This is a genomic window from Nostoc sp. DedQUE08, assembly GCF_034530895.1.
Classification (GTDB): Bacteria; Cyanobacteriota; Cyanobacteriia; order Cyanobacteriales; family Nostocaceae; genus Nostoc.
The window spans coordinates 1-24,206 of record NZ_JAVRCD010000016.1; the positions used below are offsets into that span (position 1 = coordinate 1).

Annotated in this window: 17 protein-coding genes; 8 read left to right on the forward strand and 9 right to left on the reverse strand. The window is 42.4% G+C overall.

The features are described 5' to 3' along the window. Window positions 1-583: 583 nt before the first annotated feature. A complete protein-coding gene (locus tag RMY64_RS13015; RefSeq protein ID WP_094350942.1) occupies window positions 584-868 on the reverse strand; it encodes an Npun_R1517 family heterocyst differentiation transcriptional regulator in 285 nt (94 codons plus the stop codon). An 866-nt stretch (window positions 869-1,734) separates the two neighbouring features. Between RMY64_RS13015 and RMY64_RS13020 the strand changes: the two genes are divergently transcribed. From RMY64_RS13020 to RMY64_RS13035, 4 genes are all read left to right on the forward strand, one after another. Beyond that, window positions 1,735-2,094: an NAD(P)H-quinone oxidoreductase subunit M gene (locus RMY64_RS13020; protein WP_322671517.1), complete on the forward strand. Its 360-nt coding sequence runs from the start codon at window positions 1,735-1,737 to the stop codon at window positions 2,092-2,094. Between the two features lie 648 nt (window positions 2,095-2,742). Then, on the forward strand, window positions 2,743-5,004 hold the full coding sequence (locus tag RMY64_RS13025) for a protein phosphatase 2C domain-containing protein (RefSeq protein ID WP_322700230.1): 2,262 nt from the start codon (window positions 2,743-2,745) through the stop codon (window positions 5,002-5,004). Window positions 5,005-5,355: 351 nt separating this feature from the next. Continuing rightward, on the forward strand, window positions 5,356-6,930 hold the full coding sequence (locus tag RMY64_RS13030) for a CHAT domain-containing protein (protein ID WP_322671515.1): 1,575 nt from the start codon (window positions 5,356-5,358) through the stop codon (window positions 6,928-6,930). A gap of 146 nt (window positions 6,931-7,076) precedes the next feature. Beyond that, complete coding sequence (locus tag RMY64_RS13035) at window positions 7,077-7,724, forward strand: hypothetical protein (RefSeq protein WP_322700231.1); 648 nt, start codon at window positions 7,077-7,079, stop codon at window positions 7,722-7,724. 334 nt (window positions 7,725-8,058) lie between these two features. Here the strand turns inward: RMY64_RS13035 and RMY64_RS13040 are convergent, their stop codons facing one another. The 8 genes from RMY64_RS13040 to RMY64_RS13075 all read right to left on the reverse strand — a co-directional run bounded on the left by RMY64_RS13040 (window position 8,059) and on the right by RMY64_RS13075 (window position 18,302). Beyond that, on the reverse strand, window positions 8,059-9,441 hold the full coding sequence (locus RMY64_RS13040; protein ID WP_322671513.1) for a PrsW family glutamic-type intramembrane protease: 1,383 nt from the start codon (window positions 9,439-9,441) through the stop codon (window positions 8,059-8,061). Window positions 9,442-9,564: 123 nt separating this feature from the next. Continuing rightward, window positions 9,565-9,690 (reverse strand): hypothetical protein, encoded by a 126-nt coding sequence (locus RMY64_RS13045; RefSeq protein WP_322690690.1) that lies wholly within the window; start codon window positions 9,688-9,690, stop codon window positions 9,565-9,567. 187 nt (window positions 9,691-9,877) lie between these two features. After that, window positions 9,878-10,480: a DJ-1/PfpI family protein gene (locus RMY64_RS13050; protein WP_322700232.1), complete on the reverse strand. Its 603-nt coding sequence runs from the start codon at window positions 10,478-10,480 to the stop codon at window positions 9,878-9,880. Between the two features lie 217 nt (window positions 10,481-10,697). After that, window positions 10,698-11,150 carry a nitrate reductase associated protein gene (locus RMY64_RS13055; RefSeq protein ID WP_322700233.1) on the reverse strand — a complete coding sequence of 151 codons (453 nt, stop codon included), beginning with the start codon at window positions 11,148-11,150 and terminating at the stop codon, window positions 10,698-10,700. Between the two features lie 142 nt (window positions 11,151-11,292). Then, a complete protein-coding gene (locus tag RMY64_RS13060; RefSeq protein WP_322700234.1) occupies window positions 11,293-11,751 on the reverse strand; it encodes a phosphate-starvation-inducible PsiE family protein in 459 nt (152 codons plus the stop codon). Between the two features lie 412 nt (window positions 11,752-12,163). Next, on the reverse strand, window positions 12,164-14,416 hold the full coding sequence (locus tag RMY64_RS13065; protein ID WP_322700235.1) for a nitrate reductase: 2,253 nt from the start codon (window positions 14,414-14,416) through the stop codon (window positions 12,164-12,166). 495 nt (window positions 14,417-14,911) lie between these two features. Continuing rightward, the gene (locus RMY64_RS13070; RefSeq protein WP_322700236.1) at window positions 14,912-16,414 is read right to left on the reverse strand and encodes a NarK family nitrate/nitrite MFS transporter; all 1,503 of its coding nucleotides are present in this window, start codon (window positions 16,412-16,414) and stop codon (window positions 14,912-14,914) included. A 292-nt stretch (window positions 16,415-16,706) separates the two neighbouring features. After that, complete coding sequence (locus tag RMY64_RS13075; RefSeq protein WP_322700237.1) at window positions 16,707-18,302, reverse strand: ferredoxin--nitrite reductase; 1,596 nt, start codon at window positions 18,300-18,302, stop codon at window positions 16,707-16,709. A gap of 566 nt (window positions 18,303-18,868) precedes the next feature. Between RMY64_RS13075 and RMY64_RS13080 the strand changes: the two genes are divergently transcribed. The 4 genes from RMY64_RS13080 (at window position 18,869) to RMY64_RS13095 (ending at window position 24,126) form a co-directional block, all read left to right on the forward strand. Continuing rightward, window positions 18,869-19,282 carry a ubiquinol-cytochrome c reductase iron-sulfur subunit gene (locus RMY64_RS13080; RefSeq protein WP_322700238.1) on the forward strand — a complete coding sequence of 138 codons (414 nt, stop codon included), beginning with the start codon at window positions 18,869-18,871 and terminating at the stop codon, window positions 19,280-19,282. A 38-nt stretch (window positions 19,283-19,320) separates the two neighbouring features. Continuing rightward, window positions 19,321-20,622, forward strand: coding sequence for a HEAT repeat domain-containing protein (locus tag RMY64_RS13085; RefSeq protein WP_322700286.1), 1,302 nt, complete (start codon window positions 19,321-19,323; stop codon window positions 20,620-20,622). A 981-nt stretch (window positions 20,623-21,603) separates the two neighbouring features. Beyond that, the gene (locus RMY64_RS13090; RefSeq protein ID WP_322700239.1) at window positions 21,604-22,485 is read left to right on the forward strand and encodes a WGxxGxxG-CTERM domain-containing protein; all 882 of its coding nucleotides are present in this window, start codon (window positions 21,604-21,606) and stop codon (window positions 22,483-22,485) included. Window positions 22,486-23,148: 663 nt separating this feature from the next. Then, window positions 23,149-24,126, forward strand: a complete 978-nt coding sequence (locus RMY64_RS13095) for a LysR family transcriptional regulator (RefSeq protein WP_322690699.1) — start codon at window positions 23,149-23,151, stop codon at window positions 24,124-24,126. Window positions 24,127-24,206: the final 80 nt, after the last annotated feature.

The following is a 24,206-nucleotide window of genomic DNA, read 5'->3' on the forward strand; positions in this document are numbered from 1 at the left end:
CATTGGGCATTGGGCATTGGGCATTGGGCATTGGGCATTGGGCATTGGGCATTAGTAATTGGTAATTGGTTATTAATTCTTCTCCCTCACTCCCCTGCTCCCCTGCTCCCCTACTCCTGGGTAATCGGTAATAGGTAACTGGCTGCTAAACCGTGACCTATTACCAGTAATAGATAAAACATAAGTCTTTTAGCAAATCAGGCACTTAGCTTAAGCAAAAAGCTAAAAGAAAGGTTATTATTTTTACTTTTATCTTTTAGGTTTTCATTTGATTTGCGCCTGTTGTCCAATTCCCCATCTGTAAAGACACAAGGTTTTATTATTCTGCAATGTTTTGATAAAAACTCGGTAAAATGCACCCGGCTGAATTTGCTTTCAGATTCTACCAGTATTCTTTGCTACAAAGTTTTTAATAGCGGAAACTGTTCCTGGGACTTTCTGTTGCTAAATAAGACTTTCACAAGGTAGAAATCAAAATATTTTATGAAATCTACTGACTGCTCAGTTTTTATGGCAACGGGGGTATGGGATCAACATTTGATTTGATGCCCAATTCACGTTTTTAACTACTGAAATTACACCTTTAGGTTGGAGAATTTTCCGCGACATTACGCAAGCGCATTAGCTGACGTCGCATTTGAGGCGAGGCTTTAAACTCCGATACTTCCTGGGCTTTAACGGACGCTTGTAGCGTTTCTAGAAAGTCATCAGAACCTTCGGTTAAAGCATCAAGTAGCACCTGTAAGAGTTGCTCGCGATCGCTCAATAGACTCTTTTCCTCAATCAACCGGAATTTGAGATGTATTTCACACTCATAAACACCTACTTCGAGATTATTTATCTGGCGTGGTAATGCTTTGGAGTTCATAACTATTGAGATTCCTTTACTTGGTTGTCATGAGGGTAAGGAGGTAGATGTCCAGCAAAATTCTTTATATCTCTTTTGAATCCAAAGTGCTTGAATTAAGAATTTTTCTTCATCAATCACCTTTGTATTCCATTTCACTCTCCTGTGGTGTATTTTCAAGCTAGATTTTCAGTGTCTAGATTTTCAGGTTTCTGTGCCAGATGTAGCTTATGGTAAGCCATAACTATTATTCAGTTTTTAAGATTCTACACAATAAAGTTTCTGTAAGAAGTTGTTCAACCTTTTTAAAGGTTTTTACATCAACTTTATGTGAACGTCAATAACAGTTTGACTTGTTACTCAAAATTTAGTGTTTATACGTAAGTAAAACCGCTGAAATTTTTGGAGTTTATTACAGCCAGCGGTCGATGTAGCGCTATTGCGTGAAATTACTTGATGTACGTTTTTTGCAATATAAAATTCAGGATAAATTGCTCGGCATAATTATTAATGTCAAAACTTTTGTTCTTCATAAAAAAAGTACACAGATCAAATTATTCCTGCTGAGTACCTTGTTTTACTGCCATTTGGGATTAATTGAGTCTAAAAATCTTAGCAGTAAGTCAGATTTAGAGACTAAATGAAAATACTTTATCAATTAATTTTTACAGAAAAATAATTCAACTACTGTCAGTACTAGCAGTTAAATATATCTTCAACTCATAACAGTAGTAGCAAACTCATCAGTAAAGGTGATATTTTTACTTATGACCATTCAATGTACCCTTTGAAAACAGCATTCAAAGCTTTTAAATTGAGAGCATTCAAGCTCGGATATAACGTCTACAATAATTTCAGTGTAATTCACGCAAATCTTACACCTTTTTATGGATAACCCGATGCTGCTCAAGTCCACAACCCGGCATATCCGCATTTTTGCAGGTGAAATTGACCGGGATGGCGATCTAGTTCCTAGTCAACAAGTCTTAACCTTAGATGTTGACCCAGATAACGAATTTAATTGGAATGAAGATGCACTACAAAAAATTTATCGAAAATTTGATGAACTAGTAGAAGCATCTAGTGGCGCAGACCTCACAGACTATAACTTGCGCCGTGTAGGATCAGATTTAGAGCATTATCTGCGATCGCTTCTACAACTCGGCGAAGTCAGCTACAATCTTTCTGCCCGTGTTACTAATTACAGCATGGGAATCCCTCAAGTTGCCATTGACGACAAGCAATAAGCCAAGGAGTTGGTAGTCGGCTGCCTGAACCCTTCTTTACAAAGAGTGCTGAGTTAAAAGTGTCTCGGCTGAAAGTGGAAAAATTCATCCAGCGTATTTCAGGTAAATGAAGTACATGGTTAGGGGCACAACATGTTGTGCCCCTACGATTATCTGTATTGCTTAACTCAGCACTGGCTACCTCCCCCTGCCACTAACAGCAGTCCGAAAGAAATATTTAAAGTCACTGCATCGATCGGGTACTTTTGCCAAAATTAATATTTGCTATTCTTAATTATTAAATTAAAGTTAAATCTTGCTATCCTACTTATAAACTAAATAAATACCAACATTATCTGCCTGTTGATGATGGGGTAATTTACCAAAAGCAAATCGTGCAGTTATGCTTGGGTTATGCTGTGGTGACAGGGTTGGAGTTAGTTGCTTTGGCGATGGAGAGTCACAGGGCAATAGAAGCTATGATTAGGCTGTAGGGTTGAGTTAGGAGCGTATTTTTTGGATAAGTTTTGTATTAGCACCTGCTGATATCCGCCAGCTAAAATCATCATCTAAAGTCTTGGTATGTCAAGTTTAAGAAAGATGAGCGGTCTAGATTGTCCCTACTAATGCTATTAAAGAAATTGCCAATCGCTGATCGGTGCGAAAACTATGGAAAATGACGCGGCAACGCTCTACTGTCCAAACGAAAATTGTCAGGCTGCCAACCCCCTGACTCATAAGTTTTGCCAGCGATGTTCGACGCCTCTACCCAAAAATTATCTCTGGGCTGTGGTAGATAGCCCAAGCGTGGGTAGCCCTGGAGAAATATTAGCCGATCGCTATTTAATCGTTGATAAATTTGTTCTTTTAGATACGAAGCCTGGTTTATTAGCGCTAACGCCTGAGTTAGATAATTTGCAGCCTCTAAAAGCGTACCTGAGACTGATTCCCTACCGTTTACACGTACCGCAGGTATATGGAGTGCTTTTTATTGCTGACGGGTCTTTCCACCGAGAAATATTACTCTTAGAAAAACCGCCACTATTAGTAGATGACACTATCCAACAAGTTCATTTGGGCAGCGAGTTAACCACCGCTTGGCGTGATGCAACATCAATGCGCCAACTAAATTGGTTGTGGCAAATAGCTCATCTGTGGCAACCTTTAGTAAGTGAAGGTGTCGCCTCTAGCTTACTTGACTCTAATGTATTACGGGTAGAAGGATCGTTAGTCCGGTTATTGGAATTGCGTTTTGACAGCGCCACATCACCAGAATTGCCGGAATTAGGTGAATTTTGGCAGCAGTTGGTTAGCACTGCCAAACCAGCGATCGCGGAATTTGTCGATCGCGTTAGCCTTGCTTTAATTCAGGGAGAGATTAATTCAACCGATCAATTAATCGGAGTTTTAGATCGGGGACTGGCTGGGTTAGGGCGATCGCAAACACCCACGATCCAAATTATCACCAAAACTGACACCGGGCCAAGTCGCCAACGTAACGAAGATGCCTGTAGTCCCCCCAGTGGAACTCCAGTAAGCAAACCACCCCAGCCAACAGCCTTAGCAATTGTCTGTGATGGCATCGGCGGACACGAAGGCGGCAATGTCGCTTCAAATTTAGCCATTGAAACAATCCAGCAGCAGGTACAGCAACTAACAAAGGTTCCCTACGACCACATAGACCCTGCAATGCTGCTGAATGACCTAGATAAGGCAGTGGCAATGGCCAATGACAAAATCAGTCAACGCAATGACAGCGAAAATCGCCAAGGGCGTCAACGCATGGGCACGACTTTAGTCATGGCATTGCCTGTTGCTCATGAAATGTACATTACCCACGTCGGCGATAGTCGTGCCTACTGGATTACACGCCACGGTTGTTATCAAGTTACTCTCGATGATGATGTCGCCTCCCGCGAAGTGCGGCTAGGTTATGCCATTTACCGCGAGGCAGTACAACAGAGTGCCGCTGGATCTCTGGTTCAAGCTTTGGGGATGGGTTCTAGCACTTCATTGCATCCCACATCGGGACGGTTTATGCTCGATGAAGATGCCGTTTTTCTGCTCACATCCGATGGTTTGAGTGACTTCGATCGCGTAGAGGAGTACTGGGAAACAGAAATTTTGCCGATTTTAGCTGGGGAAGCCAATATAGCAACTGTTGCCGATAGATTAGTCGAAATTGCTAATACTAAAAATGGACACGATAATGTCACCGTCGCTTTAGTTCACTATCAAGTCCAATATTGGGAACCAGAAATCACCATCCAAGCAGTGATTCCCCAGAGCTATTCTGCCAAAACTGTTGATTTAGCATCCAAGGCGACAGATGCGACACTTTTAGGCAGCCCAAACCACAAAACTCAGGTGATTCCAGACACTGAACAGGCTAAACCTCGTCAATTTCCCCTACAGTGGATAGTTCCATTAATATTTGTGGTAGCAGCAGGTTTTTTAGGATTGTTCGTCAAGCAACTGCGAGGAACCTCTCCAATTTTTTCCAATCCCTTACAAACTCAAAACCCTGGCATTGAAACGACACCCGCACCGCCGCGATCGCTAGCTAATCTTTCTTCTGGTTGGGTAATTAAAACCAATAATGACATATCCTTGGGAAACAACCAATCACTCCCCCGTGGGACTTTTTTAGAAGTTATTGAGAAAAAATCAAATCCAAATCCTGCTTCTGGCAGTTTTTTGGTGTCTATGCGAGTCTGTGTCAATAAAAGTACCCAAACTCCAGCTAATCCTAAAAACCCAGCTGTAACTACCTCAGTTCCCCCAAATTCAAAACCTTTGCCAGCAACAGTATTGCTAAACTCCTCCCAAGTCAACCGTTTTGGCGTTGTTTTACAATCAGACGCACCAAATCCATGTAGAACTGTGACGCAACCGCCAGTTACCGAACCATCTGACACCAGCCCAAGTTAATCAAATACTCGATAAACTGGTAAAAACCTGGAATAATAACAGGTAACAATCAGAGTAAAAAACTTACAAGGTCAAAAAAATAGAAAATTTTCACCTTGGAGAATTGTTATCAAAACAGAATTCAGGAGTCAGGAGTCAGGAGTCAGGAGTCAGGAGTCAGAATTCAGAATGAATTATGTACTACTGGTGGATGAATAACCGAGTTCAAAACCTCTACCATCTCTCTAATTTGGTGCAACACAATTAATGTCGGGTTTAAATCCCTCACTCATTTATTCTGAATTCTGAATTCTGGCGTATCTGTTTTCTTCTCTTGAAATTATTTGTTTTAGCTTTTAGTTTAATGAATCCATGCCATCCCTGAATTTGGCGATCGCCCGTCTCGTAAATACTGGCACTGACAACTTCGCCATTTGGGTGGTCAAGGCTCCATATCCCAGTGGCTACGTTTTACACGACTGTGTATGGCCTGTTGAACTCACCCAAGTCTGGCAAGAATGGCAGCAGATGTTTGCTGGTCATGGTCGCCTAGATATTTCCCCAAACTCAACATCTCAAAAGAGCAACCCATTCCCCATAGACTGGATTTCACCTCCTTCAGGTCAACCTACTGGCCCCTACAGCAGTCGTCTGATGCAATACTTGGGAATGAATTTATGGCGCTGGGTATTTGACGGGCAAATTCTTGGTAGTCTAGAACGCAGTCGCGGTATTGCGATGGGTCAGCATACACGTTTGCGCTTTCGACTAGAAATTCGCGACCCGGATCTGATCGCTTTCCCTTGGGAAATTATGCAGCGTGAGCCTGGTCAATCGGCGATGTCTCTCTCACAAGATTTGCTATTTAGTCGCACCAGCACTGAAGTTGACGCTTTACCGTATTTGCGAACTGACCAAGCTTTAAGTATTTTGCTGGTTTTAGGTCATGATGACAAGCTGCAACTAGAACAAGAAGCCGCTATCTTACAACAAGCTCTTGCAGATACGCCTGGTAACTCCCAAAGATATGCGCCTTGTGTAGTGAATAAACTCATTCAACCAACTCCACAACAATTGATTGATGAATTAGAAACCAAAGAATACAATGTTTTCTTTTACGCTGGACATGGTTTGCCAGACCCAGACGGAGGGTTACTGTTTTTGCGACCAGATATGCCCCTCAATGGCATAGAATTGGCGCAAGTATTGACTCGTACAGGTGTGAAACTAGCAGTTTTCAACGCCTGTTGGGGCGCACAACCAGCTGCTGTCGATCGTCAAGCTATCCCTGCCAGCAGTTTAGCAGAAGTATTGATTCGTCATGGTGTACCTGCGGTTTTGGGGATGCGCGATGAAATCGCTGACCATGAAAGCCACAGTTTTATTCAAGCCTTTACCGAAGCTTTGCGATCGCACAAGCCAATTGATGAAGCCGTAGCACAAGCTAGGCAAGAGTTGTTAACACTGTATAAATTTAATCAACCTGCTTGGACTTTGCCTGTTCTCTACCTGCATCCAGATTTTAATGGCGAACTTATTAAGAATCTGGATGAAGGTATTACCGAACTTCCAGATACAGCCATTCCTGAGGTCGGTTCCTCGCTTCCGACTGCAAGTTTACGATCGCTGACTCCAAAAGGTAAAACCTGGTTACTGCGTTATGGAGTTACCCGCATCGGCCGCACGAAAGATAATGATATTGTCATCCCCGAACCATCTGTATCCAAACGCCACGCCGAAATCTTCTGCCGCAATACTCTTACAGATGCTACACTGATGCGAACTTATTACTTGCAAGATTTTTCCACCTATGGGACAACCTGGTTTTTAGGCCCTAATGGCTGGCAACAAATCCTCCGAGAGGAAGTCCCTTTGAAATCGGGGATGCAGTTAAAGTTTGGAAGTGCCAGAGGTGAAACCTGGGAGTTTGTAATTGAAGACTCCTAGCAGAGCTATTGCATAAATGAATTTGAGTCTTTAGCATTAGCTTTTAAAATCTGTTTTTTTGGAGAAAAAATCAACATTTTTTGCGGAAATCTCCTCTGAGAACTTGTAGCTGTCAATACCACCAAATAATCATGAGGGAAGAAAATATGGCTCACAAAATTAATGGCTCAGACACTTTCTCATCTTTGCCATCTCAAGTAGATTTAGAGTTATTAGAAGCGTTACTAGAACCAGAGGATGCTAACTATCCCTGGAATCCAAGTGATCAAGATTCCGAAGCTTATTTTCAAGAACTAGAACAACAGTTCGGAATGGAAGATTTGCAAGGTGTTGAACTAATGAGGCGATCGCAAGATTTTTACGGACATCTAGATACACTTTGGTCTAGTATTACTCCCACACCTGACCACAATTATAACCGACAACAGGCAGTAGTGCTTAACCTTCAAGAAACATTACGTACAAATTTTTCTGTCTGTGTCCCCCAAATATTGCTCAACACCATCGCCACCAAAGCTGCTGAGATATTTGCTGCTCGCCAATTAATCAGCGAGCAACTGGTTGAGTGCGTTCAGACAGTACTACCAGCTTGGGGAACAGAGGATCTGATCGTTTTGGCTCGTCCTTTTGCTTACGCTATGCGAAGTAGCGAATCGCAAAATGCGGCATCCGCACTCAGTAATCTTCAAAATAGCGAGTGGACATCTTTATCAGAAGTAGATAAAGCAAAAGTTAGTTTAGCGATCGCTTCTTATGCTTTTACTGAACTTAACAAGTCTCAGCCAGAACTATGAATGGGGAATGGGGAGTAGGGAGTAGGGAGTAGGGAATAAGAAAAGTTTTCATTACACGTTGTGTTCGTCTAACCCGCGCTTTGCGTTCACCTTATTAAGAGGTGTCTTTTGCAAAGATGTTGGTTTCCCTTACGCAAAGATGTAGAGTCGAAAATCAACACTTTTGCAAGAAAAAGTTTAATGATTTTTATTTTTGTAAGTATATTTACCCCATAATAAGTTAACAGTACGCTGATTTTTAAATTAGGACATCTATCCTAAGAGGTAAATACTCAAATTGCTTATTTTCCCCCCTGCTCCCCTGCTCCCCTGCTCCCCTGCTCCCCTGCTTCTTCTATTTTGGGCCAAGAAATCGGGTAGCAAAATTTTGCGATCGCGTTGGTGACAGCGCCCGTGCCTTGAGAATTGCCGCCATCAAAAAGGCGTAAGATAACACTCCAACAACTACCAACAGCAAGGCATTGATTGACCCTGTAGCATTCCAGAGAGCGTGAAGCGCAGAAGCACTCAGATAACCAATAGACAGAATTTGCCAACTTCTACTCGGTTTAAGGACAGCCAACCCGATAAAATAACCCAAGTAGCCACTATAAGCCATGTGTCCGGCTACAGAGCCTAAAATTCGCGGAATTAGCAGTTGTAAACCTGCAAGTTGACCAGCAGCCCCTATACCCACCTGTTGCGTGACATTTTGAGTTATATCAGGCACATACTGACCGAGGGTTTCTAAGAGAGTGAAGCCTACAGCAGAAGCCGTACCCAGGAGAATACCATCTAGAGGTTCCCAGATGCCGATGCGTTCTCGCCAAGGTGAAGACAACATTCTACCGATGGCAAAAGCCCCTAGTACAGGTAATGCCTTGAGTAATTCCTCCATCAACCCCGCGCCAAAAAACATCCGCACCAGTAACTCTGTGAAGGTGATAGATTCTTGGGGTGTGGGCAAGCTTCCAGGCAGGATGCCGCGAAATACGAAAATAAATAGATCCAACAGGGGACTGAGCAAAATCAGGATTGTCCCCAATGACGTAGCCATTAGCACCCACCAAGGTTTTTGTTTTCCGCAAAGTTGGTAAACAAAATAGTAGGCAGCAAAGGCGATGTAACTTGCGACGATCACTTGATTAGCTTGAGGGCGACCGACTGTAGCGAACATCAGCACCACAAAAATTACGGTCAGTATTCCCGGTACGAGGTAAGCTTTACTAGTTAAATCTTTACCAGTGGAAATAATTGGAAAAAGCTGGGTGAAGCTAACAGAATCTGGCTGCTTTAATTGCGTGTGGTTGTGGTAGTCCGTCGCTGAAGGCAGTGGTGTAACTTGGTTGACTGTCGTCGCCGGAGTCAGTGAGGTATACTCGCATTCAAAAATGTATTGTGGGCCATCAGCACCTAGAGAAATGCGATCGCCTGGGTGCAATTCCTGACATTCATATAAACGTTGTCCATTCAAATAAGTGCCATTAGCACTATTCAAGTCACAAAGCACCCAGCTAAATTTGCTATCTGGGGATAGAGAGAGGGGACGAACCACTGCATGACGACGAGATACCATTCGGTACATCATGGCATCCAAGACAACTTGGCAGCTGGGGTCGCGTCCAATTACCATCTCTTTACTGGGGGGCAGCGAGTAGCGAGATTCTGCTCCCAAAGCTGCCCCATTACCAGACACTAGCCGCAGAAATGCATTATGTCTTGCGTTTTTGCCTGTCATCGATAAGAAGTACGTTTCTAAACTAATTCTTCACATAATTTGGCAGCAGGACTAACCTTAGCCACATTAGCAGCAGCATTGCTAAATCCACTATAGCTTCACTTACTGCTAAGAAATTTAAAATTATTGGTGCAAAATTTCAAATTGTTTCATCTCATGTAAAGAAGTATTCCATCTGCTGAGAGTTTGCCCTAAAACTGGCTTGTTTGGCGGCTCAATCAGATTGTCTTGATGCTGTACTTTTGACATCGTAGCTGCAAATTAAACCCACTGCAATTTATTAAAAAATAGTATTTTTTACTGCATTTAGTTCCATTTCAAAAATATATAATTATTAGTCGTCTGTTGTCAGTTGTTTTTGGCAAAGCTCTTTTGGAGTAGGGAGTAGGGAAAGAAACTGTTATGAAGTGAACCAAAAGATTTCTAGTATCTTGTCTCAAACAACTGTAGTCAATTCTAGGTGTTCAATCTTAGTTCCAAGTACTATGAGGAATTCTGCTAGCCAATGTGGGTGAGCAGGCCAAGCTGGTGCTGTCACTAAGTTACCATCAACTATTGCCCGATCGACAGGGATATCAACATAGATTCCTCCAGCACTCTTGATATCTGGGCTACAAGCAGGGTAGCCAGTACATCTCTTGCCTTGCAGTACATCAGCAGCTGCTAATAACTGCAAGGCGTGGCAAATGGCAGCAATCGGTTTATTCGCTTGGGCAAAGTGACGAGTGATTTCTAGCACCTGCTGATTGAGGCGGAGATATTCTGGTGCCCTTCCTCCAGGAATGACTAAGGCATCGTAGGTTGTGGCTTCTACTTCTGCAAACGTTGCATTTAAAGTAAAATTGTGTCCGGGTTTTTCGCTGTAAGTCTGGTCTCCTTCAAAATCATGAACTGCTGTCCGCACCCGATCGCCAGCTTTTTTGTCGGGGCAAACTGCGTGGACAGTGTGTCCCAGTACTTGCAATGTCTGGAAAGGAACCATCACTTCATAGTCTTCTACATAGTCGCCAACAAGCATCAAAAGTTTCTTTGCAGCCATATATTTGTTACCCTTACCTATTAGTCATCAATAGTTGTTTATAAAGTAAATATTAATTTAGAGTCAGCTTTTTTCGGGGTTAGTTTATATACGAGTTTTTGATACATAACATCAATCACTGTGGTGTCATGTATCATTTCAGAGTTGCAAATTAACAAAAATTAATACATTCTACAGGAACACGACGATAATTCAACGATTACGATCGAATCGCAAATTAAAGCAGATTAAATTCTGCGATCGCTCTCGGAAAATTTTTGTTTTCATGTCCTGGCTGGCTGAGTTTAATCAAAGCAAAACGCTGTAAGGGTGTTAAAGCTGCCCAACGTTGCGGTGTCAGGGTTACACCTATTTCTTGAGCTTTTCCCTGAAGGCTAGCTGGTACAGTGGCAGAATCTAGCCATGCAGGATGAGGCTCGATGGGCAATTTTGCCGCTGGTACACCTGTGCGTTGTATGATTAATTGCTCGATATATTCGCGGTAAGAGTGAATTTCTGTTTCTGTAGTGCAAGGTAATTCCACTAAAGCTTGACGCTCATCTGTCGTCATTTGATTCCAATCAGGCAATTTTAGCTTGATGCCACAAGTATCTAATTTACAACGCACCTGCATGGGGATGCAACGCAGAGAATCAACAAAGTCTGCTTCAAATTGAAAGAAATCTGTCACGTCGCTTCGCTCCGAATCAAAATTCACGCATTCAAAATTAATAATTTATATTGTTGCTTAACAAACCCAAAATTGCTGTACCTTTAAAAGTGGTTTGTATTCCACGCAATTGAGAACCGCTATAGTTTGTTAGGCTTTTTATTTAGCTTGCATCTTTAGAATTACTGAGACGAATTATTAAATAACTAATTGATAAAGCAAGAATAGCTATACCTAAGCCAATTATATCAATTCCTGGAACTTTTTCTAAGTCAAGAATAATAATTTTTCTGGCGACAGCTATTAAAGAAGTGACAATAACTAATTCAACCTGAAAAACATGTCGTCGGAGATAGGCGGTAATATTTTCTAAGATTTCTAAAGCAATTAAAATATTTAAAAATAAACCGAAAATTTTATACAAGGTTGAGTTAAATTTCCCATAAGGAACTGTAAATAACTCTTTAAAAATAAAAATTCCTAAATCTCCGATCGTTACCAAAATTACGACCACCATAAAAATAGATAGAACTTTAGAAACTAGCACTTCTATATTTTCAATGATGTGCATGAAGTTCTCATCTGTGGTAGCTCTTAGAATTCGCTTCATTAGCTTTTTCATCTGCTGCACCCAATTCTCAAATAAAAGAAAATCCCATAGATAAATCTAAAGGATTGGAAATAATTGACAATTTTTTGTAAATATCTCTGCTTTTTTATTCTTTATCCATAGCGAAAATAAACTTTAGTAAAATCCCTTGTTACTAAAAATTTAGCTCTTTAAATATAGTAATTGGTAACAGTCAAAATTAGAGAGTTAGAAAAAATGATAATAACTATTGACTATTGATTATTGACGAAATTACCTGTTGCTGGTTATAAATTACCACTTCCGAGCTACACTTTGCAGCTTATCTATAGGACTCATATTTGATTGCGTGAAAAAAACTCAGTACACCTTTATTCCTTCTTCCCAGTCCCCAGTCCCCAGTCCCTAGTCCCTAGTCCCCGGCCTTTACGAGTAATTCTCCGAATCAAATCGGATTGCTATATTGTGAAGACTGGAGTTGATAATCTTTGATGGGAACTTCCACCGAAATTGGTATCAGCTGCACAGCACAGGCTTTTAATTCTGGTTGCAGCGAATTGGGGCAAGATTCTGGATGGGTGAGGGCGTTGGCTTCGGCATTATCTGCCCACAGCGAACCCCAGTGCATAGGGACAAAAACTGTACCAGGTGCGATCGCTTTTGTTACTTTAGCAGGAAACTTCGCTTTACCACGACGCGATCGCACTTCTATATACATACTATCGGCAATACCTAACCGAGCAGCATCACGGGGATGAATTTCGATAAACGGTTCGGGATGCATTTTGCAAATTTTTTCAATTCGACCGGTGCGTGTCTGCGTATGCCAATGTCCGTAAAGTCTTCCATTAGTTAACACAAACGGATAATTTGGGTCTGGTGGTTCCGCCAATCCCTTAGAGTAATATGCCCCAAATCGAGCGCGTCCATCAGGGGTGTGGAAGCGGAGATTGGTGTAGAGGCGTTTGGAGTTAGGAGTTTGGAGTGAGGAGTTAGGAGTTGAAGATTCTAATTCATAACTCCCAACTCTTAACTCATAACTTTTTTCTGGGTGAGGCCATTGCGTCGGGCCTTCTACTTGTAATTGCGCGTGACTAAGACCTGTCATATCGCAGGGGCGATTTTTAGTTAGTTTGACAAACTCAGCGTAAACTTCCGCAGAGTTAGCAAAGGCAAACTCTTTCTCAAAACCTAATCTACGTCCAACTTCGGCAAAAATTTCCCAATCGGCTTTCGCTTCTCTTGGTGGTTGGCGAAATGCTTGACATAAAGTTACCATCCGTTCGGAGTTTGTCATCACGCCAGTTTTTTCACCCCATTGGGCTGCTGGTAGTAGAACGTGAGCGTAAGCAGAAGTTTCTGTGGGATAATATGCGTCTTGGTAAATAGTGAAAGGCGATCGCAACAATGCTTTTTTAGTCCGCTCTAAATCTGGCATACTCACAGCGGGATTAGTAGCTGCAATCCACAGTAACCCTACAGCATCATTTTCTAACCCAGTAATCATGTCCCAAGCAGTCAAACCGGGATTGGGCGAAATTTGTCCTGGCTTGAGTCCCCAAAACTCCTCAACTTCTGCGCGGTGCTGGGGATTTTTCACCACCCGATAACCCGGTAATAAATGCGCCAAACCTCCGGCTTCCCGTCCTCCCATCGCGTTCGGTTGACCTGTGAGAGAAAAAGGGCCAGCCCCAGGTTTGCCAATCTGTCCAGTCATCAGGTGCAGGTTAATAATCGTTCTAACCTTAGCTGTCCCTTCTGAAGATTGATTTACACCCATTGACCACAAAGACAGTACTCGCTCAGATTTACCCCAGTAACGTGCTGCTGTTTCTAAATCTTCAATACTGATTCCACATTGACGAGCTACCACTTCTGGGGGATAGTGGCGAATAACCTCAGCATAAGCGGGAAAGTTGCTGGTGCAGTCCTCCATGAACATCGTATCAATGTAGTTCCAGCGCATCAACAAATGGGCGATGCCGTTCAACAAGTCGATATCTGTACCGGGACGAATGGCTAAATGCAAATCAGCGGCTTCTGCGGTTGGTGTGCGACGGGGATCGACCACAATCATTTTGACTTTGCGGTTCTTTTTGTGATATTTCTCCAGTCGATTGAAAACGATGGGGTGACATTCAGCTGTATTAGTACCAATTAGAAATGCACAGTCGGTTAACTCCAAGTCATCGTAACAGCAGGGCGGCCCATCTGCGCCAAAGCTTTGAATGTACCCAGCCACAGCACTAGACATACATAAACGAGAGTTGGCATCAAAATTATTAGTACCCAGACAGCCTTTCATGAGTTTCTGGGCGATGTAATAATCCTCAGTTTGAAACTGACCGGAACCATACATACATAAGGCTTCTGGCCCTTGGGTGAAACGCACGGTTTGAATGCGTTTGGCGATCAGATCGAAAGCTTCATCCCAGCTAACGCGGCGAAACTCTCGATCTAATGAGTCTCGCACCATTGGGTAATGTAATCTATTTTTATCTAAAGATTCTGCGATCGTTGCACCTTTGACACAAACCATTCCTTGACTAGATGGATGAGCTTTGTCACCCCGCACCCGCCAAGTCGGATTTCCTTGACTATCTCGATTAGTTGCTTTGCCAAGTTGGGCTGGAGGTGAAACTTCTAAACCGCAGCCAACGCCACAGTAGGGACAGAGAGTTTTGGTAAATTCACTCATGGCTGTTGTACCATTTTGTTATTTTGATTTTGCAACCTCAGATTTAGCGCCAGGTTGAGAAATTTGTATGTTAGAGGTTGTTTGAAAAGTTTTCTTCTCGGTAACAAAACGTTCTAGATCCCCCTAAATCCCCCTTAAAAAGGGGGACTTTGATTCCGGTTCCCCCCTTTTTAAGGGGGGCTAGGGGGGATCGGTTAGTGCCTAAAATCACAGCCAAGCACTTTTCAAACATCCTCTTAGGCAAACTCTTTGAAACGAATGAAGCCCAAAGGGTTTTGTCGTCTTGTTCCCAGCCTGGAGGCTGGGAATATATTTAAAGTGGGCTTCTGCCTCTTGTCAAGAACGATCGGAGGCGGAGCCTCCCAGAATGGGTTCCCAGCCTAGAGGCTGGGAACCAGTCATGTATCTTTTCTTAGTGCCATTCGACTAAAGTCCTGAGTACGAACTATGAGAATTTATTTGCTTTATTGCCTACTTTCTATTTTCAAGACAGGTCTATTCTTCAGTTAAGAAGATAGGGTTTTTTGTTGCGGTTTCTGGTAATTCACCTTCAAATGTAGGGGCAAAGGAACCTTTTGGTTCTTTGAGGAAAAAGGCACACATAAAAGCACAGACTAGTGCAGCTAAACCCATTGTGGAAAATAGTGTGGGAGCGTCGGTTAAGCTGAAAATTGTTAGGTAAACTACACCGCCAAAATTACCGTAAGCTCCCACATTGCCGGCAATTTGTCCAGTGGCTTCTTTCTTAATTAGGGGAACGATGCTGTAGGTTGCACCGCAGCCAGCTTGGGCAAAGTAAGCGGCAACCATTGTCACTGCGATCGCTACTGGAATCGGCCAGCTACTACTAATAAAATGTGCTATCAAATAACTAACACCAATGCCAGCGCTGATAATTGTCATTGTCCATTTTCGGGAGTTAAATTTATCAGAAATTAAGCCACCACTGGGACGAGAAACCAAATTTAAGAATGGATAGGTAGCGGCAATCATTCCAGCGACAACATGTTCTAAAGCAAAGGTTTTTTCAAAGAATGCCGGGAGCATAGAAACAACTGCCAGTTCGCTACCAAAGTTAGTTATATAAGTGAATTCGAGTATGGCTACTTGACCAAATTGAAAGCGTTCGGATGGAGCATAAGTTTTCTTGCCAATTAAAAGTTCTCGGTTTACTTGCCAAGCTTTGTAACTTTGGTAAGCAAATAATCCTGCTAATAGTAACCAAATCAAATACATTTGGCTCAAAGTTAGGAAGTGAATGTTCTTTTGTTCCAAACGCCAAGCCAATAAACCCAAGGCAAAAATTAAACCAAAATTCGAGACAATCATCGCCCAGAAGCTTTTAACACTGGTTACTTCTAGAGAACCATTTTTCTTAGGTTTCTTGTAAACTTTACCTGTGGGCGTATCTTGGACGTTGTTGTAATAAATTACGCCGTAGATAGCTGCAATAATCCCTGTAAATGCGATCGCAAATCGCCAGTTAGAAGCACCACCAGCGAAAAAGCTCGTGGAAACTGCAAGTATCGGTAAGGCAAACTCTGCGCCAAAAGCCCCAAAGTTGCCCCAACCGCCATAAATACCTTGAGCAATTCCCATCTCCTTCGGCTGGAACCATTCGGACACCATACGGATACCCACAACGAATCCAGATCCGACAATTCCCATCAGCAAACGGCTGATGACTAGTTGATTAAAGTCTTGCGCTAGCGCCGTCGCTAAACAAGGAACAACCGCAAACATTAGCAGCATTGAGTAGGTGATTCTGGGGCCAAAACGATCCAGAAGCATCCCAATGATTAGTCGTGCGGGAATTGTGAGGGCAAGGTTACAAATGCCTAAAGTTTTGATTTGTTCTGGTGCTAGATGTAGTTCTCTGCCAATGGTTGTAGCAAAGGGGGCAAAGTTAAACCAACAAACAAAGGTGAGGAAGAAAGCAAACCAAGTCTGATGTAAGATGCGGTAGCGATCGCTAAATGAAAATAAGTTTTTAAGCATTCCAATCTTTCTAATTGAATAAAATACGGTAAAGAGGTAGCCGAAGTTGAGCCTTTAAAGTCGAAGGTTAAGCCTTAAAGGTCGAAGGTTAAGCCTTAAGGTTTGAAGGTTAAGCCTTAAAGTTTGAAGGTTAAGTCTTAAGGTTTGAACATTAAGCCTTAAAGTTTGAAGGTTAAGCCTTAAAGTTTGAAGGTTAAGCCTTAAAGTTTGAAGGTTAAGCCTTAAAGTTTGAAGTATGAGTCTTGCCCAATGCCCAATGCCTAATGCCCAATGCCCAATGCCCAATGCCCAACTAGCAGTTACCAACTAGTAAGGCTTCTTGCTTGAGTTTTGCCCCAAAGTTTTTAATCAATAAATCTTGCAATAATGGCTGCAAGTCTTCGCAGGGTACGCCTTTGATGATGCAAGTTCCCAAATGGGCATCTTTGCCAACTTTGCCGCCCATATATATGTCAACACCTTCTAAGGTTTTGCCATTTTTGCGAGTTTTAGTTCCCATCAAGCCGATGTCTGCAACTTGGGGCTGTCCGCAGGAGTTGGGACAACCTGTCCAATGAATTCGCACTGGTTTGGTGAAGGTTAACTCTTCTTCTAAGGTTTTAATCATTGCCAGGGCGCGGTTTTTGGTTTCAATGAGGGCAAAGTTGCAAAATTGTGCGCCTGTGCAAGATACTAGCGATCGCGCCAGCAAACCTGGATCGATAGAAAATCTTTCCAACAAAGGCTCAGTTAAAAATGTTGCTAAACGCGAGTCAGCAATATTGGGGATCACAATGTTTTGCTCAACTGTGAAACGAATTTCACCACTGCCGTAAACTTCGGCAAGACGGGCAATTTCAAACATATCTTCGGCATACAACCGACCGACAGGAATGTTCAAGCCTGCGTAATTTAATCCTGATTGTTTTTGTTTATATACCCCGATGTGGTCGCGTTTTTCCCAGTCAATCTCGTCTTTAGGTGCTGCGGATAATAATGATTTACCCAAACGGCTTTCTACTTCTGCTCGAAACTTATCTAAACCCCATTCATCGATTAGCCACATCAAGCGCGATTTTTGCCGATTAGCACGCGGGCCATGATCTCGAAATACTTCCAAAACCGCTCTACATACAGTTACTACATCTTCTGGAGCCACCCAAGCATTTAAAGGAATCGCCGCCTCACAACGTTTAGCTGAGAAAAAGCCACCAACTATAACGTTAAAGCCAAAAATTTTGTCGTGGGAATCAGCAGAAGGGAAATTTTGCTCCCCTGCTTCTTTAAATGCTGGCACAAAAGCTAAATCGTTAATTTCAGCGTGAACGGAATTGTCTCTTCCACCTGCGATCGCAATATTAAACTTGCGTGGTAAGTTGCTAAATTCTGGGTTTCCTTCGCCTTTATTGGTGAGCATATCTTGAATTTGCTGTACCAACTCTCGCGTGTCGTACAATTCATCTGCATCTAACCCCGCCACGGGATCGCCTGTGATATTGCGGACGTTATCCATTCCTGACTGAACGCTGGTTAAACCAACTGCGTGAAATCTATTAAAGATATCTGGTAAATCTTCAATCCTGATCCCCCGTAATTGAATATTCTGTCTCGTAGTAATATCAGCGCAACCATCATCACCGTAACGCTGCACTACTTGCGCTAAAACACGCATTTGGCTGCTGGTAAGAATACCGTTAGGCATCCGCAACCGCATCATAAACTTTCCTGGGGTAACTGGGCGAAAAAACACCCCTACCCATTTGAGTCGATGATCGCGATCTGTTTCGTTCATCGCCTCCCAACCCAAGGCGGCAAATTTCTCTATCTCACTTTTGATGGCGAGTCCATCTTTTTCTGCTTTTAATTTCTCGAACTTATTAAGACTAGTGGTAGTTGCTGTATCTGTCATGAGTTTGAATCTCGTTGCAAATTACTGATACGATCGGTAACTGTGGTCATAATTTCCCAATTCCAATCAATCCGTAGTTACATCAGGTGCTGTATCTGCGAAGGTTAGGGAATAAAAATTTAATATTTAACTACGGCTGATTATTTTTACTGAAGAACATTCCAACGCGAAACTTCAAATCCGTGATTAGTTAAAGAAAATTTGTGACCTTTTACATCTTGGGAATTTGTCAAGCAGGTTTAGATAATGTTCATGTAACAATTTCGATACTCATAACTTAATGTGACTTTTGTGTTAAAATCGTATAAATTGTTACGAATTTCCGAAAAGTTTTTCAAAAAATGCATGAATAGTATGCATTACTTGCATTAAAGTCACCCATAAGCGATCTAGCGCCCTTAATCAACGGTATTTGAGAAGACTGAAGTAATTTTGGATCGCCATAGACTAATCTCAAATCGTTCGACTGAGCTTGTCCTGAGCGTAGCCGAAGGGCGTAGCCGAAGTCTAAAATCCAAAATTGAATGGGAGATGTTAGCAAAAACTTAGATATTATTTCAGCAGTTATGAAACGTCGTGACTTTATTAATTGGGTAGGTTTGGGCTGGATTGCGAGTTCTCTACCTGTAGCGATCGCAGCTTGTTCTTCTCAAACAACTCCAGCATCTAAAGATTGGCAAACAGTAGGTACATCGGCAGATTTAGATAAAACAGGTCAATTGCTGGCAAAAAACTCACCTGCTGGGCCTGTGCTGGTAGTCGGCACATCTAAAGCCGGAAATCTAACTGCTGTTGACCCTACTTGTACTCATGCAGGTTGCACTGTAGCATGGAAAGCAGATGCCAAAAAATTCGCTTGTCCCTGTCATGGTTCGGAATATGGAGCCGATGGTAAAGTACAAAAAGGCCCAGCAACCGATCCCCTAAAAACTTACGCCGCTAAGATTGAGGGCAATTCGGTTGTAGTTAAGCCAACTTAGTGGAGGCAGGGGGCAGAAGATGATAATTAAAGCAAGATATTGTGAGTAACATCAAACAGCTTTTGGTACAAGCCGAGGCAGCACATAATGCCGCTGATTGGTCATCACTAATTCAATATTTGCAACAATTAGTTTTAGGGGCAGACTCGGAAGATCCAGAAATAGTTAAAAATCGAGAATATATCCTGAAATTAACACTCTCAATGTTAGAGATGGGAGATTTTCAGCAGCGGTGGGAAATTACCAAAGTGTTGACTCGCTTGGGAAATATTGCTATCCCACCTCTGATTGAGATATTAGAAGATGAAGACGCAGAAGAAGAATTGCGCTGGTATGCGGCAAGGACTTTGGGCGAATTTAAACACTCAGAAGCCATCGCGTCAATAGTTGAATTGTTGAAAAATGATGAGGATGAAGAACTCAAAGCGATCGCATCTACAGCACTGGGACAAATGGGTACTGTTGCGATTGCTTCACTAACTGAACTTCTATTAGATGAAAATACACGATTGTTAGCAGTGCGATCGCTTTGTTGTATTCGGCAACCAGAAACCATCACGCCGCTGTTGAGTGTAGTGCAAGATCCACAAGCAGCAATCCGTGCCGCCGCAATTGAAGCCCTCAGCAGTTTTCATGACGAACGCGTACCGCCAGTATTGTTAAAAGCTTTGGACGATCCCGCCGCCACAGTGAGGCGTGCAGCAGTACTTGGTTTAGGTTTTCGCCCCGATTTACATCAAGCATTAGATTTAATAACGAGACTGCAACCCAAACTTTACGACTTTAACCTTGATGTTTGTTGTGCAGCCGCAGTTACCCTTTCTCGGATTGGTAGTGATGAGGCTGCTAAATACTTATTTGATTTGCTGATTTCACCTCAGACACCGATAACGCTGCAATTAGAAACCATCCGCGCTTTAAGTTGGGTGGGAACATTATCGAGTTTGGAATATTTGCAAACAGCACTGAATCAAAGTACATCCGAGACAGTGTGGCAAGAAATTGTCACAGTTTTGGGACGAGTCCAAAAACCGCAGTTAACTACACCATCTGCGCAAATCTTACTGCAAATACTGCGATCGCCACATCCGGCCACAGAGGTTGCTAGCATCAAAAGTGCGATCGCTTTATCTTTAGGACAGTTAGGCGAAATGCAGGCAATTGAACCATTGATTTCCCTGTTAGCCGATCCTAATGCATCGGTGAGACTACATGCGATCGCAGCACTGAAAAATCTGAATGAGGAAGCCACACATCAACAATTGCAGCAGTTAGCGAATAATGATGCAATTACACCAGATTTAAAACAAGGAATAGCGATCGCTTTAGCCGAATGGTAAATTTCAGTGTCAACTTTTAATCGCGTAGCGTCTCGTAAAGTCTGCGGCATAGCTACGCTTAGGGCGCTGCCTCTTTTAGATAAGAGAAGATTAAAATCCTTATTACAAACCTTTAATTATTTATGCCATCCTACTGAACTGATAATAAAAGTATTCCTTAAGTCTAAAGTAAGACACATCTGGAGTATGAAGTTATAAGTTTTCAGGTGAAATAAGATTGTGAAGTATTCTTAATAGAGTCTCAACTGCGAGCAGCATCTGGCTGTATAGAGTTTTTAGTTCATTTATATCAAAATAACTAAAAGCTAATGTAAAAAAAGTAATTATATTTATTCAGGTGAAAATCCTGTTTAACTTAGCGATCGCTTGTACTTCTTAGGTGAGTCTGTTTATCTAATTACAAACTCTATTCTATAATGTGGAGTTTTCTCACACTTATAGAACTCATATCTGATTTTTGAACAAGATTTCAGATAAAACCCCGATATAACAGGCTTTTCAGTCTCAGTATGTTTTCAGAAATAAAATCGGAGTCCTATATAAACTAACCTAACTTGAATGCCAAATTAATTCCTGGGATATAAGTGATTTTACTCTTATGGTAGAAGTCCAGCGAAAAACTAACACTTATGCTATTTAACAGTAACAAAATGATTCACAATAAGTAATTAGTAAAAATAGGATAGATAGAAAGTAAGTGTAATAATATTTATTTTCTAGATTTGAATAAACGATTTTGTTCGTGAATTCTTAATCCTAAAGTAGTAATTACTGATTATGAGTTATTTTGCTTAATGTGACAAAGAATAAGTTGTTGGTGGTATTTTCAAATCCTTTCAACTTTTCCAGAAGAAGTTAAGTAAAATACTCTGCAATCTGCCTCGCCATAATTTACTTAATTTAGCAGTGGATTGAAGAGACAACATTGCTTTTGTAAATCAATCAACGATACAAATCTAGAACATAAAAGGAACCATAAGCATGAAGCCTTTCAATTTATCTAAAGCTGTTTTAGCTACTCTATTTGCCATCAGTTTCGCTTCTGTATCCTTACCTACTTTAGTTTCTGCCCAAAGTGGAGGTTCCGGCAGTGGAGGCTCTGGTGGCGGAAGTGCCGGCAGTGGAAGCTCCGGTAGCGGAAGCTCCAGTGGTAGCACTGGCTCAGGTACTGGAACTGGAGCTACAGGCACTGGAACAACAGGCACTGGAACTGGGACATCAGGCAGTGGCTTAGGTACTGGAACTGGGACAACGGGCAGTGGAACTGGGACAACAGGCACTGGAACCGGGACAACAGGCACTGGCTTAGGTACTGGAACTGGAACTACAGGTACTGGCACAACAGGGACTGGAACTGGGACAACGGGCAGTGGAACCGGGACAACAGGCACTGGAACTGGGACAACAGGCACTGGTTTAGGTACTGGAACTACAGGTACTGGGACAACAGGCACTGGAACTGGGACAACGGGCAGTGGAACCGGGACAACAGGCAGTGGAACAACAGGCACTGATGCCACAGGTAGTGGAACAACGGGTGGTGGAACAACAGGTAGTGGAACAACAGGCACTGATGCCACAGGTAGTGGAACAACAGGCACTGATGCTACAGGTAGTGGAACAACAGGCAGTGGAACAACGGGTACTGATACCACAGGTAGTGGAACAACAGGCACTGGCACTGATGCCACAGGTACTAACAGAAATACAGGTGTCGCAGCTTCCGAAAGAACTAGCGATCGCGGTTTCAATTTTGGTTGGCTAGGTTTACTTGGTCTAGCTGGTTTAGCTGGACTGCGTAATCGCGAAAAAGTCCGGGCTTATAGAGATCCCGATGAAGTAACAGGTTCTCGCTCTAGATAGTATTCACCACACTCTAGGTTAAGTGTGAATTACCCCCCTTAATCCCCCCTTGTAAAGGGGGGAAACAGGAAAATCCAGTTCCCTCCCCAATACATACGGGGAGGGTTAGGGTGGGGTAAAACCTTGGGTTTTTCAGCTATTTCAAACTTGTGTATACACCGTAGCCTCTAGGAGGGCACAGCTATAGTTTGTGCCCTCTATGTCTTTTGCAAATCTGATGCGATCGCAGCTGTATCCGTAAGTTGTACAAAACCAATTTGACCAACAGTAACATTCAGGTAATTGAGATGCGAAGTTCAAATGATTACTTTATGTCAATTAAAAACCGCTAGATAATCTGTCGCATAATGATGAAGTGAAATACTGATAGTTGGCTACAGTTCAACTATCAGCTTCTGTAATCACAAGAGAATGGCTCAGAACGATACCGTTAAAAATATTATCTAAAAATTCATATTATTTCAGTACAAAATAGTCAATTATTTTTTGGGCGAAATTTACCGAAAAAATCGATGCAAAGCGCATCATTGACGACAAAGGTAGTCAAACCTGATTTACTTAAATGTCAATCAGAGAAAAAAAGCTGTAACAAACTCTACTAAATTGTGGATAAAAATCCGTTAACTTTATAAAACTGATCAATGTAATTCAGGCTACATAAAAATGCGCCTAGAGCAGTTGCAAGCCTTTCTAGCGATCGCCCAAACCGGCAGCTTTCAACAAGCAGCGCGAACATCTGGTGTTACCCAATCGACGATTAGTCGCCAAATCCAAGCATTAGAAGCAGATTTGGGGATAGAACTGTTTCACAGAAGCACTCATGCCAAACTGACACTAGGAGGCGAACGTTTGTTACCCCGCGTTCGTAAAATTTGTCAAGAGTGGCAGACTGCTACAGAAGAATTAGCCGATTTAATCGCTGGAAAGCAACCAGAGCTTTGCATTGCCGTGATTCACTCTCTCTGTGGATCTTACTTACCACCAGTGTTGCAAAAATTTTGTCATGATTATCCAGATGTGCAATTGCGGGTGACTTCATTGGGAAGCGATCGCGCCCTGAAAGTCCTCAAAGATGGATTGGTGGATTTAGCAATTGTGATGAATAATCGCTTTTTAACCACCAGTAGAGAAATGGTGGTAGAAGTACTTTATGATGAACCTATAGAAGTTTTAACCGCAGCCAATCATCCCCTGGCACAATATGAATGCGTCCCTTGGTCGGAGCTAATTCGTTATCCCCAAGTGGTTTTTAAAGATGGTTATGGGATGCAACGCTTAATACAAGATAAATTTGAGCGGATGGAAGCCACACTCCAGTCGGCTTTAGAGGTAAATACCCTAGATGCCTTCCGGGGAGTTGTGCGCCAAGGGAAATTGATAGCTTTGCTACCTCAATCAGCATTACTGGAAGCACATCTTGACCCTACCCTGGCGATTCGTTCTTTAGCCAGTAATAATACTAATGGTTTAGCAGATGGTTCCAGTTTGACTCGACGGGTAGTTATGGTGACAACTCAAGATCGTCTGCAAATTCCTCCCATTAAACATTTTTGGCAACTCGTGCAAGAAAATATCCCACTGCAAATTAACCAGCAGCGATCGCCTTCGTCAACTGCGATTTTATTGGACAACGTAAGTTAATTAAAGCAACGCGATCCCAATTTTAAAAATTCCAGCGAAAAAAATAATCTATCGTAGGGCGCACAGCTAGCTGTGCGCCC